Origin of the sequence: Streptosporangium sp. NPDC049644, from assembly GCF_040675205.1 — a bacterium.
Lineage (GTDB): Bacteria > Actinomycetota > Actinomycetes > Streptosporangiales > Streptosporangiaceae > Streptosporangium > Streptosporangium fukuiense.
Genome location: NZ_JBFAOJ010000048.1, coordinates 1 through 13,818, shown reverse-complemented (window position 1 = coordinate 13,818; position 13,818 = coordinate 1). Strand labels below are relative to the sequence as shown.

14 protein-coding genes are annotated in these 13,818 nt (G+C 70.9%); 5 read left to right on the top strand and 9 right to left on the bottom strand.

The annotated features are described in order from the left end of the window. Window position 1: 1 nt before the first annotated feature. The 6 genes from AB0J58_RS25175 to AB0J58_RS25150 all read right to left on the bottom strand — a co-directional run bounded on the left by AB0J58_RS25175 (window position 2) and on the right by AB0J58_RS25150 (window position 6,253). The gene (locus tag AB0J58_RS25175) at window positions 2–742 is read right to left on the bottom strand and encodes an ABC transporter ATP-binding protein (RefSeq protein ID WP_364219530.1); all 741 of its coding nucleotides are present in this window, start codon (window positions 740–742) and stop codon (window positions 2–4) included. Continuing rightward, window positions 739–1,788, bottom strand: a complete 1,050-nt coding sequence (locus AB0J58_RS25170) for a branched-chain amino acid ABC transporter permease (protein WP_364219527.1) — start codon at window positions 1,786–1,788, stop codon at window positions 739–741. The genes AB0J58_RS25175 and AB0J58_RS25170 overlap by 4 nt, the downstream gene beginning before the upstream one ends. Beyond that, window positions 1,785–2,654: a branched-chain amino acid ABC transporter permease gene (locus AB0J58_RS25165; protein WP_364219524.1), complete on the bottom strand. Its 870-nt coding sequence runs from the start codon at window positions 2,652–2,654 to the stop codon at window positions 1,785–1,787. The genes AB0J58_RS25170 and AB0J58_RS25165 overlap by 4 nt, the downstream gene beginning before the upstream one ends. Before the next feature lie 31 nt (window positions 2,655–2,685). Beyond that, complete coding sequence (locus AB0J58_RS25160) at window positions 2,686–3,885, bottom strand: ABC transporter substrate-binding protein (protein ID WP_343963582.1); 1,200 nt, start codon at window positions 3,883–3,885, stop codon at window positions 2,686–2,688. After that, window positions 3,882–4,685: an enoyl-CoA hydratase/isomerase family protein gene (locus AB0J58_RS25155; RefSeq protein WP_364219521.1), complete on the bottom strand. Its 804-nt coding sequence runs from the start codon at window positions 4,683–4,685 to the stop codon at window positions 3,882–3,884. Before AB0J58_RS25155 ends, AB0J58_RS25160 begins: the two co-directional genes overlap by 4 nt. A 62-nt stretch (window positions 4,686–4,747) precedes the next feature. Beyond that, entirely contained in the window at window positions 4,748–6,253 is a 1,506-nt protein-coding gene (locus tag AB0J58_RS25150; protein WP_364219518.1) for a class I adenylate-forming enzyme family protein, read from the bottom strand. Between the two features lie 125 nt (window positions 6,254–6,378). Here AB0J58_RS25150 and AB0J58_RS25145 point away from each other — a divergent pair, with 125 nt between their 5' ends. Genes AB0J58_RS25145 through AB0J58_RS25130 form a run of 4 tightly spaced genes read left to right on the top strand, consistent with a single transcriptional unit; the run spans window position 6,379 to window position 10,102 of the window. Further along, window positions 6,379–7,197, top strand: a complete 819-nt coding sequence (locus AB0J58_RS25145; RefSeq protein ID WP_364219515.1) for a GntR family transcriptional regulator — start codon at window positions 6,379–6,381, stop codon at window positions 7,195–7,197. A gap of 48 nt (window positions 7,198–7,245) precedes the next feature. Continuing rightward, entirely contained in the window at window positions 7,246–8,064 is an 819-nt protein-coding gene (locus tag AB0J58_RS25140) for an enoyl-CoA hydratase/isomerase family protein (protein ID WP_364219512.1), read from the top strand. Continuing rightward, entirely contained in the window at window positions 8,061–9,143 is a 1,083-nt protein-coding gene (locus AB0J58_RS25135) for a CaiB/BaiF CoA-transferase family protein (RefSeq protein WP_364219509.1), read from the top strand. Before AB0J58_RS25140 ends, AB0J58_RS25135 begins: the two co-directional genes overlap by 4 nt. 5 nt (window positions 9,144–9,148) lie before the next feature. Then, complete coding sequence (locus tag AB0J58_RS25130) at window positions 9,149–10,102, top strand: LLM class flavin-dependent oxidoreductase (RefSeq protein WP_364219506.1); 954 nt, start codon at window positions 9,149–9,151, stop codon at window positions 10,100–10,102. A 28-nt stretch (window positions 10,103–10,130) separates the two neighbouring features. On the opposite strand, the gene AB0J58_RS25125 is transcribed toward AB0J58_RS25130, so the two are convergent. Continuing rightward, on the bottom strand, window positions 10,131–11,240 hold the full coding sequence (locus AB0J58_RS25125; protein WP_364219503.1) for a CaiB/BaiF CoA-transferase family protein: 1,110 nt from the start codon (window positions 11,238–11,240) through the stop codon (window positions 10,131–10,133). Next, window positions 11,237–11,833, bottom strand: coding sequence for a TetR/AcrR family transcriptional regulator (locus AB0J58_RS25120; protein ID WP_364219500.1), 597 nt, complete (start codon window positions 11,831–11,833; stop codon window positions 11,237–11,239). Before AB0J58_RS25120 ends, AB0J58_RS25125 begins: the two co-directional genes overlap by 4 nt. A 70-nt stretch (window positions 11,834–11,903) precedes the next feature. Here AB0J58_RS25120 and AB0J58_RS25115 point away from each other — a divergent pair, with 70 nt between their 5' ends. Next, window positions 11,904–13,085 (top strand): acyl-CoA dehydrogenase family protein, encoded by a 1,182-nt coding sequence (locus AB0J58_RS25115; RefSeq protein WP_364219497.1) that lies wholly within the window; start codon window positions 11,904–11,906, stop codon window positions 13,083–13,085. Here the strand turns inward: AB0J58_RS25115 and AB0J58_RS25110 are convergent. Next, on the bottom strand, window positions 13,057–13,818 hold a 762-nt coding region (locus tag AB0J58_RS25110), incomplete at its 5' end, for a cytochrome c oxidase assembly protein (RefSeq protein WP_364219494.1). The two genes, AB0J58_RS25115 and AB0J58_RS25110, sit on opposite strands and share 29 nt — an antisense overlap.

The window sequence follows — 13,818 nt, the reverse complement described above, 5'->3', positions numbered from 1 at the left end:
CTCACATCTCCAGGCCGAGGTAGGTCTGCCGTACCCGCTCGCTGCCGAGCACCTCGTGCGCGGGACCGCTGAGCACCACCGACCCGGTCTCCATCACGTACGCGTTGTCCGAGATGCCCTGCGCGGCGCGGACGTTCTGCTCGACCACCAGCAGGGTCGTCCCCCAGGACGCCACCACCGAGCGCAGCATGTCGAAGACCATCTCGACGGCGATCGGCGACAGGCCCAGCGAGGCCTCGTCGACCATCAGCAGCCGAGGCTTCAGCAGCAGCGACCGCGCGATGCCCAGTAGTTGCCGCTCCCCGCCGCTGAGCTGACCGGCGATCAGTCCCATGCGCTCGGCGATGAACGGGAACATCGAGGTGACCTCGTGCACCAGCGCCTTGCGCGCCGCCCTGCCACCGGCCATGGGAACGGCCCGGAGGTTCTCGTCCACCGTGAGGCTCGCGAAGACCTTGGCCTCCTCAGGGACGAGCACCAGCCCGCGCTTGGCCATGGCGCGCGGCGACAGGCCGGTGACGTCGGCGCCGCCGAACCTCACCCGTCCGCCGCGCACCCGTCCCGACTCGCTGGAGGCGAATCCGCCGATGCCCCGGAGCAGCGAGGTCTTGCCCGCTCCGTTGGCGCCCAGCACGAGACAGACCTCGCCCTCGCGTACGACCAGGTCGACCCCGTCCGCCGCGACGCTGTCCCCGCCGTAGGAGACGGTGAGGGACTGGACCTCCAGCAACGGGCTGCTCATCGCGCCCCCTTTCCGGACCGCACCCGCAGGGTCGCCAGCCTCTGGCCGAGACCGGCCAGCCCGTCCGGGCGCCAGATCAGGAAGACGACGACCAGGGTGCCGTAGATGATCAGCTGGAAGTCGCCCAGGTTCTGCTGGAGGAACCCCGCCACCACGGCGTCGGAGGGCAGCAGCGCGATGGCCCGGGACAACATGGGCGGCAGCAGGACGACGAAGCACGCGCCCGCGATGGCCCCGCCACTCGATCCCATTCCGCCGATGATGATCATCGCGATGTACTGGATCGCCAGCTCCAGCGTGAAGTTCTCGATGTAGACCGCCTGCTGGAAATAGGCCAGGAACGTTCCCGACATCGAGATGATCGCGGAGGAGACCACGAAGGCCGCCAGCTTGTAGGCCGGCAGCGAGATCCCCTGGCTGGCCGCCGCCAGCGGCGTGTCCCTGATCAGCATCCACGCCCGGCCGAACCTGCTCTTCTTCAGGTTCTCGACCAGCCGCCAGGTGGCGAGCACCACCACGACGAGCACGACGTACCACTCGATGGCCGTGTCGATGGTCAGCCCGCCGATCGAGGCCGCCGGGAGGAAGAATCCCGCCGACCCCACCGCCCGGGTCTGGTACTCGTTGAACACGAAGATGAGGATGAAGTGCAGGGCGAGGGTGGCGATGGCCAGGTAGATCCCCGACACCCGGAGCGCCGGCAGGCCCGCGAGGAGCCCGACCGCGGCGCCGACCAGCACCGAGCCGACGAGCACGACCAGGAAGGGCAGCTCCAGTTGCACCGCTCCGATCGCCGCCCCGTACGCGCCGAGCGCCAGCAGCGCGCTGTTGCCCGCGGTCACCAGGCCGACGAACCCGGTGACCAGCGTCAGGGCGAGCGCGCCGAGTGCCGCGATCAGGGCGGTGGTCACCAGGGAGAGCTGGTAGTCGCGCAGGGCGACCGGCAGGACGCAGACCAGGGCCAGGATCGCGACGCGCCGCAGCGCGAGGCCCCGTCCTTCGCTCGTGGTCGCGGCGGCGTCGAAGAGGGTCCGTACCGTCGTCATACCCGCTGCACCTGCTTGTCTCCGAACAGTCCCTGGGGCCGGATCAGCAGCACCACGAGGATGACGATCCAGGCGGCCACGTCCTGCACCGGTCCGCCGAAGAACTTGGTGCCGAACGTCTCGGCCAGGCCCACGATCAGGGCGCCGGGAATCACTCCCCTGATGCTGGTGAGGCCGCCGATCAGCGCCGGGGCGAGACCGCGCATGCCGAGTGCCTCCACGCCGTGGAAACTCAGCGCGGTCTGGTAGGCGTACATGATCCCCGCGACGGCCGCCGCGGTGAGCGCCATCGCCCAGCCCAGGACGTAGACCCAGTCGACGGCGATGCCGCCCTGTGCGGACAGCACGGGGTTCTCGGCCGCGGCCCGCATGCGGATCCCGACGGAGGAGAACTTGAAGAAGGTGTGCGCCGCGGTGAACACCAGGACGGCGGCCCCGAGCCCGCACAGGCCGTAGAGCGTGGTCGACACGTCATCGCCGAAGGCGATGACGTGGCTCGGCACCGGTTCCCGCATGACGCGCGCCTCGGTGCCCCAGATGAGCGAGCTGACGCCCTTGAGCGCGCTCGCCAGGCCCAGCGTGGCCACCACCAGCGCGAACTCGGGCTGTCCGGACAGCTTCCTGAACACCACCCAGTGCGTCACGGCGCCGAGGGCGGCGACGGTGGCCAGAGTGCCGAGCACCACCACCGGCCACGGCAACCCCCAGCTGGTGGCGTACTGGTTGAAGATGAACGCGCCGAGCGCCAGCTGGGCGCCGGTGGCCAGGTTGAGAATGCCGTTGGTGCGCCGGAGCAGTACCCAGGCGAAGCCCACCAGGGCGTAGACGGCGGAGAGCGTCAGCGCGCCGAGCAGGAGGGTCAGCATCGGCGGACCCTCCGCGGCGGGGGGAGAGCGATCACGAGACGGCCTTGACCCAGTCCGTCAGCGGCTTGGCCTGGTCGGTGCTCTGGTCCCAGCTGAAGAAGCGCACGGTCTTCACCAGTTCGTGGCTCTCGGCGCTCACCTGGAGCGGCCCGGAAAGGCCGTTCGTGTCGATCTCGCCGAGCTTCTCCAGGGCGTCCCGGAAGCTCTGCCCGGTCGAACACTCCGCGCCGCAGGCCTGGAGGGTCTTCTCCAGCAGGGAACCGGCGACCCAGCCCTGGGTGAAGTAGGGGTTGGTCATGTTCTTCGCCTCGCCGGCCTTGGTCGCCGCCGCCTTCATCGCGTCGACGGCGGCGTTGCCGGTCTCGGTCGGGCTCGCGTAGGTGCGGAACGCCGCGTACCTGTCGCCGAGCTGCTTGAGGGTGGCGTCGGAGGAGCCCGCCCACTGGTTCACCACGGGCACGTCCACGCCCTGGGCGCGCAGGCCGCGCACCGCCACGAGCGACCCGGCGTCGTTGTGGCTCATCAGGACGTAGTCGGGCTTGCTTCCCTTGATCTCGGAGGCCTGCGCGGTCACGTCGGTGGGGGCGACGGGCATGTACTGGACCGTCGAGACCGTCCAGCCCCGGTCGGTGACGTCCTGGGTGGCGAGCTTCACCATGTCGCGGTTGGAAGGTGTGTCGACGGAGAAGACGGCGATACGCGGCTTCTCGATCCCGTCCTCCTGCGCGCGCGTGGCGAGGTAGTTCAGGATGGCCGACTCCAGGCGCTCCGCCCTGAGTTCGTAGGAGAAGTAGTAGGACTGGACCGGGTCGAAGAGGCTGGCCGGCCCGCCCAGCCCGACGATCGGCATCTTGCCCTGGGTGGCCACGGGCAGGGTGGCCAGGCTGAGGTTGGAGAGGATGAAGCCGAACGTGGCCAGCCGCTTCTCGGACACGAACTGCTGGACGTTGGCCCTGCCCTTGGCGACGTCGGAGCCGTCGTCGAGGACCTTGAGATCGATCTTCTTGCCGTTCACCCCGCCCCGGCTGTTGAGGTCGGCGACGTAGGCCTGGAATCCGGCCGCCGCCGGCTTGCCGTTGAAGGAGATCGCGCCGGACAGGTCCATGGACATCCCGATGGGGTAGTCACCGGACGAGGATTCGGCCGCGCCGCCGCCGCAGCCCGCCAGAACCATCGTCGCCACGAGGCCGCCCACCACCGCGGCGGCGGTCCTCGTCTTCTTGTGAATCACTGGTCGATCCCTTCATCACCTTGTGGAACTTCTGGGACATCCGGCTTCACTCTCGCCCCGAACCTTTGGAGATGAAGTCGTGCTTCCTCGCTCAGGAGCGAGTCGTAGGCATCACTCATGGACGGCAGGGGCATCGCCTCGTTGAAGATCGACTTCAGCTTCGCGACGGCCGTCCCCGAGGACTCCTTGAGCTGGCCGAGGAGGGTGCGCACCCTGCCCTCCAGGTCACCGGCGTCCGTGGCGACCTCGGAGAGCAGTCCGGCACGCATGGCCTCCTCGGCCGTGAACGGCGCGCCCGTGTACATCCAGCGCCGCAGCACGGCGTCCGGAACCCGCCCCCGGAGCAGGCGCGGCAGGTGTCCGTCCACGATCCCCACCCGGGCCTCCGGGATGGCGAAGGTGGACGTCGCGGTCGCCAGGCGCAGGTCGCACATCATGGCCAGGGTGAGACCGCCGCCCATGCACAGGCCGTCGATGACCGCGACGGTCGGCTTGGGCACCTGCCGCAGCGCCTCGAACGGCAGATCGTCCTCGTACGACAGGATCGCCGCCGGGTCCGCGGACGAGAGCAGCGCCAGCATCTCCTTGAGGTCGCCGCCCACGGCGAAGGACCCCGCGGAGCCCTGGACGACGAGGGCGTCGATCGAGGTGTCGGTGCGCACGGCACGCGCCACGTCGCGCACCGCCGCGTACATCTCGCGGTTGAGGGCGTTCTTCGCCCGCGGGCGGTCGAGCGTCAGCCACGCGACACGATCCGCCACCTCGACGTGGACGAAGGTCGACGAGGGCCTGGATATCACGATGTGGCTCCTCTGGCTTGTGAGGTTGGTGACGGCTATCTAAGCTATCTTTTAGAAGATAGTCAACGGTTGGTGGCGAAGCACCCGGGCCCGCAGACCGGGTGCGCGGGACCGAGCAGGTCGCGCTCCACCTTGCCGGTAACGCCTCTGGGGAACTCCTCCGCCGTCAGCACGTGCACCGCCTGAGGGCGCTCGAAGCGGGCCAGCGTCGCCGTCGCGGCCTCCACCACCTCGCGTGCGTCGGTCGGATACGCCAATGCCAGGTAGGCCGCGGGCACCTGCCCGAACCGCGGGTGGGAAGCCGGCACCACGGTCGCCTCGACAACGGCGGCATGGCCCAGCAGGGCCCGCTCGATCGTGGCGGGGTACACGTTCTCGCCGCCGCACTTGAACATGCGCCCGCGCCGTTCCACGAAGGCGAGCGCGCCGCCGTCCCCGCTCCGGACCAGGTCGCCGGTCCTGAACCAGCCGTCGGTGAACTCCGCCCTGGACAGGCCGCCGGCCGACCAGTAACCGCTGAACAGCGTCGGGCCGCGCAGCCACAGCTCACCGGCCGAGCCGGGGTCGACGTCCCTGCCGTCGGCGTCCACCACCCGGTGCTGGCAGAACAGCGTCGGGCGCTTGTCGAGCAGTGGCCGGTCCCCGGCCCAGACGACCGCCGAAGCGCCGGGGACCAGGCCCGCCTCGGTGCTCCCGAAGGTGTTCAGGTAGGGCGCGCCCAACCGGCGCTCGGCTTCGCGGAGCTGTTCGGCGGGGACCAGGTCCGCCATCGCGCCCGCGCATCTGAGCGAGCGGGGACGCCGGTCCCCCAGCGCGCCGAGCACCTCGTCGATCACGCCGGGAATCAGGAAGAGCCAGCCCACCTCGCGGTCGACCAGCTCATTCGCGATGACTTGCGCGTCGAAGCGTTCCAGGAGTACGAAAGTGCCGCCCAGGACGAGGGTGGCGTACAGGTAGTCGGACGAGGAGATGTGGAAGAGCGGTGCCCAGCCGATGAAGGCGTCGGAGGGCTGGACGCCCAGTTCGGCGTGGAGCACCAGCGCGCGGGACACCATCGCGTGCTGGGAGATCGCCACGCCCTTGGGCCGCCCGGTCGATCCGCTGGTGGACATGATGGCGATCAGATCGGCGCCGCGGACCGCGTGGGGGGCGATCCCGCCGGTGGGCCCGAGCCCCAGCCACCGGGGGTCCCCGTCGTCCAGGTCCACCACCGGCACGTCCGTGGCGGCCCGCGCCACCTCGGCGAACGCGCCGGCCGCGAAGACCGCCTTCGGTGCGAGATCCGCCACCACCGCCGTGGCCGCCTCGGCGGAGAGCCGCCAGTTCACCGGCGCGACGGCGACGCCGGCCGTGCCGGCGGCCACCATGAGCAGTGCCACTTCGAGCCGGTTCGGCGCGAGCACCGCCACCCGATCGCCGCGTTCGACCCCGAGTTCGCGAAACGCCCGGCCCACCACCCCGGCGCGGTGGTAGAGCTCTCGGTAGGAGAGCCGTACCTCGGAGGTGGCGAGTGCCGGCTGGTCGGGGCGCTCGCGGGAGCGTTGCCAGAACGCGTGCGCGAAGGTCATCGGAGTGCAACCTTCAGTCGTCATCATCGTCTCCTAACCGATCAGCTCCGAACAGCAATCTGTGTTATCTTTGTACAGTAAGTTTCCGTGACGGTGGAAGACTGAGGAAAGCCGAAGGAGGCTGCGTGAGCAGCGACTCCGATCTACTCCGGCAGACTGCCGGAACCCTTCCGCAGATGGCGCAGCCCGCCATCGCGGAGATGGTGGCGGACGCGATCCGGAACAGGATCATCAGCGGGGAACTGCCGGAGGGCTCGCTCCTGCCGAGGCAGGAGGAGATGATGCGCGAGCTCAACGTGAGCCGGCCGTCCTATCGGGAGGCGCTGCGCATCCTGGAGGCCGAAGGGCTCGTGTCGGTGCGCCGCGGGAACCAGGGCGGGGCGGTGGTTCACGCGCCCTCCCAGATCGGCACCACCTACAGCCTGGGACTCCTGCTCCGCTTCAACCAGGTCACCGTCGGCGACCTGGCCGACGCCATCAGTGAGATCGAGCCACTCTGCGCCGGGGTCGCGGCGTCCCGCCCCGACCGGCACCACGAGGTCGTCCCGCAGCTCAACGACCTGGTGGACAAGCAGGAACGCGCGCTCGGCGTCGCCCACCAGTTCACCCTCGTGGGCCGGGAGTTCCACGAGACGCTCGTCCAGCTGTGCGGCAACGCGACGCTCACGTTGACGGCCGGAGCCCTGGCGGGCCTCTGGTCGACCCAGGAGCTGGAGTGGGCCGACGTCGTCGCCATCACCTCCGGTTACCCCGCGCTGGAGCAGCAGCGTCGCGTGCTCCAGACGCACCGCATGATCATCGCGGCCATCGCGGCGGGCGACCGGCACCAGGCGACGACGCTGATGCGTGCCCACTCCCTGGCGTTGCACCACCACGTCCTGGAGGAGAGGCGGGACTTTCCGGTCACGCCTCTGACGCACTCCAGGGCGGCCGGCGGCCGGTGACCGGTCCGTGCCACCCAGAATCACCCCAGAGAGTCCCAGGAGTTCCCCATGCCTGTGCCGTTCGGTGACCTGCCCGAGGGCGTCGACGCCGATCTGCTGTTCGATGTCGCCGACGGCATCGCGCGCATCACCCTGAACCGTCCCGCCCGGGGCAACTCGATCACCGTGTCGATGTTCCCGAGCTTCCGCGCCGTCTGGGAGGAGGTGCGGATGAACAACGACATCCGTTGCGTGATCATCACGGGCGCGGGCGACAGGCACTTCTGCACCGGGGTCGACGTCGACTCCGTCGCGGAGAGCGGGCAGGTCGCCATGGGCAGCGGCAACATCACCGACGAACTGCACTTCACCTCCCGCCAGAACCGTGTGTGGAAGCCCGTCATCTGCGCGGTCAACGGGCTGGTAGCCGGCGCCGGCCTCCACTTCGTGGTGGACAGCGACATCGTGGTCGCCGTCGAGCACGCGCAGTTCCTCGACAGCCACGTGAACGTGGGGCAGGTGGGCGGCATCGAGAACACCGGCCTGGCCAGGCGGCTCCCGCTCGGCACCGCCCTCCGCATGACACTCCAGGGCCGCAACTTCCGGCTGCCCGCGGCACGGGCGTACCAGCTCGGCCTGGTCGAAGAGCTGACCGCGCCCGACCAGCTCATGGAGACGGCGCTGCAGATCGCCAGGGACATCGCCGCCAACTCGCCGCAGGCCGTGTCCCTCTCCCAGCAGGCCGTGTGGGCGTCGACCGAGATGCCCTATTCGCAGTCCGCCGAGTACGGCTGGTCGCTGGTGCGGTCCCACTGGTCGCATCCGGACTTCGTCGAGGGCCCCCGCGCGTTCGCCGAGCGCCGTGAGCCCCGGTGGACGGTCGGATGAGCTCCGGACCTCTGGCGGGGATCGTCGTCGTCAGCCTGGCCGAGCAGTACCCCGGGCCCTTCGCCACCATGGTGCTGGCCGACCTCGGCGCGCGGGTGACCATGGTCGAGCGGCCGACCGGGGACCCCACCCGGCGTCATCCGGCCCTCTTTCGCGCGTTGAACCGCAACAAGCGGTCCGTCGCGCTCGATCTCAAGACGGCGCCGGGGCGGGCGGCCCTCCGGTCCATGCTGGCCGACGCCGACGTCCTGATCGAGGGCTTCCGGCCCGGCGTTCTGGAACGACTGGGCCTCTCCCCGGAGCGGCTTCGGCTGGATTTCCCCGACCTGGTGGTCGTGTCGGTGTCGAGCTACGGCCAGAGCGGGCCGGATCGTGAACTCGGCAGCCACGACCTCACCGTGCAGGGGCGGGCCGGGTTGCTGGACGGGGCGCAGGACGGCGTCGGCGTGGTTCCGGCCGCCGATCTCGTGGCGGGAGCCTTCGCCGTCATCGGGGTACTGAGCGGCCTGCTCGCACGTCAGGCTCGCGGTGGGGCGCACGTCGATGTCTCCATGCTCGACTGCCTGGTGGCCTGGCAGGCGGTACGGATGGGGGGACACCTGGCGGGCGAGGAGACCACGGGTTATCCGCCACGGGAACCGGCGTACGGGATGTTCCGGTGCGGGGACGGTGGTGCGGTGACGCTCGCGATCGCCGGGGAGGACCGGCAGTGGGCCGCGCTCTGCGACGAGCTGGGGCTGGGCGACCTGGGCGGCCTCTCCACCGGCGAACGGGAGAGTCGCGCCGACCGGTTGCGAACACTCCTGTCCCGCGCGCTCGCCGCGCGGCGGTCCGATGATGTCATCGGCCGGTTGGAACGACGGGGTGTCAGCTGCGGCCACGTTCGCCGTGTCCCGGAGGTGTTCGACGATCCGCAGGTCAAGGCGCGCCGACTGCTGCTCGACCTCCCGTCAGGTCACCGGTCCGTACGGCAACCGCTGCTCTTCGACGGACAGGCCATCACGGAGTGTCCCGATGTCCCGGCGCTGGGCGAGCACAACGAGCTCTATGGCCTCGATCCGCTTCAGGCCGACCGGTGACGGCCGTGGGGACGACCGCGCCGCGCAGGACCTGCGCGGTGGGGATCGCGATCCAGCCGGACCTGCTCACCGCGCCCGCCACCGATCTCGCCCGGTTCGCCCGGGCGGTCCGCGACGCCGGCCTCGACCATGTGTCGGTAGGTGACCACGTCAGCTACCGGGGAGGTCAGGGCATCGACGGCCTCCTCGCGGCGGCGGCGCTCCTGGCGGCCGGGCCCGAACTCCGCGTGGTCGTCGGCGCCTTCCAGCTGGCGCTCCGGCACCCGTTGATCGCCGCCCGTCAGCTCGCCACCGTGACCTCGTTCGCACCCGGACGTCTCGTCCTTGCCGTAGGGGCAGGCGGCGACGACCCCAGGGAGGCCGCCAACTGCGGTGTCGACCCCCGAAGCCGCGGAAAGCGTCTCAACGAGAGTCTCGACGTGCTGAGCCGGCTCATGCGCGGCGAGGTGGTCGACCACCATGGCGTGCATTTCGACCTGGAGCAGGCGTCGATCGCGACGACGGGGCCCGCTCCGCCCCTGGTGATCGCCGGGGCGGGGGAGGCGGCGGTCGAGCGCGCGGCCACCTATGGATCCGGCTGGCTGGGGCTGTTGTGCACGCCTCGCCGGTATCGCGAGACCCGTCAGGAGATCGTCCGGCGTACGGCGGCCCTGGGCCGCCCTGCTCCGGACTGGTTCGGGCTCAATGTCTGGTGCGCGTCCGCCGGCCAGTCCGGGCAGGAGCTGGAGTCGAGCCTCGGCCGTTGGTTCGGCCCCGCCGCTCCTCGCCTGCTCCACCTGTGCGGCGTGGGGGAGGACCACCGGATCGCCGCCTGGCTGGCGGAGTACGTCGCGGCCGGCGCGACCCGGCTGAGCATCTCGGTTCCGGCGGCCAAGGCGGTCGAAGCCGTCGAACGGGTCGCCGTGCTCGCCGAACTGCTGACCGAGCAGATCGAGGGCGCCGCCGCGCCACCCGGCTGACACCCGGCGGGGGAGTTCGGCGCACCGGCTACGCCCACCGCGCGAGAGCCTCCGCCGCGGTCAGCGCCCGGCCGTCGACCGGTTCGGGTCGCGCGTTGGGAGTTCTGGAGAACCTCGGCGCGGGCGCCGCCTGAACCACCCCGCCCACCTCGACGTACGTGGCGCGTGCCGCCAGATGGGGATGCTCGGCCGCCTCGGCGAAGGTCAGCACGGGGGTGACGCACGCTTCGGTGCCCGCGAACCGCGCGGCCCACTCCTCACGCGTACGAGACGCGAACGTGGTGGTGAAGCGCCCTCTCATCTCAGGCCAGCCCGCGCGGTCGTGCTGCGCCCCGAGGTCGTTCGCGTCGATGCCCAGCCCGTCCAGCAGCGCCGAGAAGAACTGGGGTTCCAGAGCTCCCACCGCCACGTACCGCCGGTCCGCGCACTCGTAGGTGTCGTAGAACGGGGCACCGCCGTCGAGCAGATTGCTCTCCCGCCGGTCACGCCACACTCCCATGCCGCGAAGCGCCATGGCCATCTGGCTCAGGAGCGCGGTCCCGTCCACCATCGCGGCGTCGACCACCTGCCCCCTGCCCGACAGTGAGCGCTCCCAGAGCGCGGCCAGCACGCCGACCAGCAGCAGCATGGATCCGCCGCCGAAGTCGCCGACGAGGTTGAGCGGGGGAGCGGGCGCCTGGCCGGCCCGGCCCATGGCGTGCAGCGCGCCGGTCAGCCCGATGTAGTTGATGTCGTGACCGACGTCCCCGGCCAACGGCCCGTCCTGACCCCACCCTGTGATCCGCCCGAAGACCAGCCGGGGGTTACGCGCCAGGCACTCCTGTGGCCCGACGCCGAGCCGCTCCACCACGCCGGGCCGCAAGCCCTCGATCATGACGTCGGCGCGCTCGGCGAGATCCAGGACGAGAGCCCGCCCTTCCGGTTCCTTCAGGTCCACGGGGATCGAGCGCCGGCCGCGCAGGACGGCATCGGCGTCGCCGGGGCTCCCGAGTTCCAGAGCCCGGCCCCTCGGCCGATCCACCCGGACCACGTCGGCCCCCAGGTCCGCGAGCACCATGGCCGCGTGCGGAGCGGGCCCCAGCCCGGCGAGCTCCAGGACGCGCAGGCCCGCCAGCGGCCCGCCCTTTTCGGTGGTCACGGTGTCGTCCTCTCCTTCGGATCGGTCAGGCTGGTCATGACCAGGTCGGCGAGTTGCCGGTACGCCTCGGCGGCGTCGAGCCCGGTGCTCGCCTGGATGGTCCCGCGCTGGATCGCGCCCATGACCTCGGCCGCGGCGGCTCCCACGAACGACGCGTGCACCGGGCGCAGCGCTCCGGCCCGCACTCCCTCGGTCACCAGGGCCTGGACCCGCCGGGCCGCGTACCGGGTGTTCTCCTGGTACACGTCGTTGGCCGGGCCGAAGCCGGCCAGGTCCGCGAAGAACACGGCCGAGGCGGGCTGGAGTTCCGAGGCGACGGTCTCCAGGTAGATCGCCAGTCGTCCGGCCGGGTCGTCGGAGGCCGCGACCCGGGCCTCGACATGTTCGGCCGCGGACTTGAAGAACGAGCGCACGGCCGCGACCACGATCTGCTCCTTGCTCGGCGCCACGGCGTACAGGGTGGTTCTCGAACACCGCAACCGTTCTGCCAGGTCTCCGATGTTGAACGAAGAGAATCCCTCGGTCAGGAACAGCTCCCGGAGCTGAACCAGCATCTCCTCGCGGCGCGCGCGAGCCTTCCCTGGAAGTGGCATGCCGCCGACTCTATGGCAGAGTACCAGATCTGATACTGTGGTACTCGAATTAGTCCTCGGAGGATCACCCATGCCCGCGTCGCGTGTCATGCCCACCAGCGAGAGCGCTGATCTGATCAACCTCGTCCGGGACCTCGTCGGCAAGGAGCTCGCGCCCCGGGCCGCTCGGGCGGAGGCCGACGAGGAGTTTCCGCGTGAGGTCTTCAGGACCCTCGGCGCGGTCGGCGTCCTCGGGCTGCCCTATCCCGAGGAGTACGGTGGCGGAGGCCAGCCGTACGAGGTGTACCTGCAGGTGCTCGAGGAGATCGCGGCGGTCTGGTCGAGCATCGGCGTCGGTGTGAGCGTGCATGCCCTGTCCTGCTTCGGGCTCGTCGATTTCGGCACGGCGGAGCAGCGGGAGGAGTGGCTGCCCGGCATGCTCGGCGGTGACCTGCTCGGCGCGTACTGCCTGAGCGAGGCGCACGCGGGCTCCGATCCCGCCGCCATGCGCACCCGCGCCGTACGGGACGGGGACGACTACGTTCTCGACGGCGCGAAGGCGTGGACGACCCACGGCGGGCACGCCGACTTCTACCAGGTGATGGCGCGGACCTCCGACGATCGCAAGGGCATCTCCTGCTTCCTGGTCCCCGCCGGCGCGGAGGGCCTGAGCGCCGATCCGCCCGAGCGGAAGATGGGCCTGACCGGATCCGCGACCGCCACCATGCGCCTGGATCACGTCCGTGTCCCCGCCCGGCGCAGGATAGGCGCGGAGGGCGACGGTCTCAAGATCGCGCTGGCCGGCCTCGACTCCGGCCGGCTGGGCATCGCGGCGGTCGCCACCGGCCTGGCCCAGGGGGCGCTCGACCAGGCCGTGGCGTACGCGAAGGAGCGGGAGAGCTTCGGAAAGCCGATCATCGAGCACCAGGGCCTTGCCTTCCTGCTCGCCGACATGGAGGCGGCCGTCCAGAGCGCCCGCGCGACGACCCTGCACGCCGCGCGGCTGAAGGACCGGGGCCGCCCGTTCAGCCGGGAGGCGTCCATCGCCAAGATGGTCGCCACCGACAACGCCATGAAGGTCACCACCGACGCCGTGCAGGTCCTCGGCGGGTACGGCTACACCCGCGACTTCCCGGTCGAGCGCTACATGCGCGAAGCGAAGGTCATGCAGATCTTCGAGGGCACCAACCAGATCCAGCGCCTGGTCATCAGCCGCGCACTCGCCGGGGACGCCGGTGGGACGATCACCACCTCCGGTGGGGAGCAGGACTGATGGAGGTCGTCAACCGCGCGGGCGTCGTCCCGCCACGCGCACCCAGGCGTGTGGCGGGGGGCGGGCGCCAGGTGGTGACGAGGGCGACGGCCAGGAGGAGTTCGGCGACGTCGCCGCCGTAGTACATGAGTTCGGCGCCGCCGCGGATCTGGGTGATGGGGGCCTGGACGCCGATGAGGAACCCGGCGTACAGGAGCTGGGAGGTGACGGCGTGGGCGGCGATCGCGACGCCCAGGACGACGAGGCGAGCCGGCACGCCCGGGCGGCCGGGGGTGGGATCGGGGCCGGCGATGACCCAGGCGAACAGGCATCCGGCGGCCAGGAAGTGCAGATGCAGGAGCGTGTGCAGGGCGGGGCGGGTGGTGGTCGCCTGGTACAGGGGGGTGAAGTACAGGACGCCCAGGCTGCCGGTGCTCAGCGACAGCGCGACCCAGGGGCGGGTCAGGGCGCGGGCGGGGCGGCCGCGCAGGAGACGGATGAGGCGGCGGGCGTGGGCGGCGGGCAGGGCGAGCAGCAGCACCGTGATCGGCGCGCCCAGCACCAGGGCGAGCGGCGCGTACATGCCGATGAGGAGGTGCTGGAGCATGTGGCCGCGGAAGTCGAGTTCGGCGAACGCGTGCGACGGCCCGGACAGCGCCGCCGCTGCGGTGCTGGACGCCCTCCGGGACATGTGCCGCGTTGCGGTGCGCGTGTTCCGGGCCGGCAGGTGGGTGTGGCGGCGCCTGGTGTGGCC